At 70.0% G+C, this 257-nt stretch carries 1 pseudogene; it reads right to left on the bottom strand.

What is annotated here, in order from left to right:
- Window positions 1-241 (bottom strand): annotated as a pseudogene (locus tag SB771_RS35625) (copper resistance protein B); the annotation flags it as partial.
- Window positions 242-257 lie beyond the last annotated feature (16 nt).

The following is a 257-nucleotide window of genomic DNA, read 5'->3' as shown; positions in this document are numbered from 1 at the left end:
CGAACTTGTCGAACAGCAGCCGCGATGAAGCGTCCTTGTCCATCATGTGCGGATGGATGCCGTAGCTGTCGTAGCCGCGCGGACCGGCGCCGTCGCTGGACGGCAGGCTGCCGACCGGCGGGGCGGCGGCGGGCGCGCCGTGGTCCACGCCGGGCATGGCGGAATGATCCATGGCGGGCGGCATCGCGGGCTGTGGCTTGGCGCCGTCGTGATTCATGCCTGGCATGGAGGAATGGTCCATGCCGGGTGGCATCGCG

It is taken from the genome of Burkholderia sp. SIMBA_051 (assembly GCF_046534915.1).
In the GTDB taxonomy this organism is placed as follows: Bacteria; Pseudomonadota; Gammaproteobacteria; order Burkholderiales; family Burkholderiaceae; genus Burkholderia; species Burkholderia ambifaria.
The sequence above is the reverse complement of the archived record's forward strand: the minus strand, read 5'-3'. Positions and strand labels throughout refer to the sequence as shown.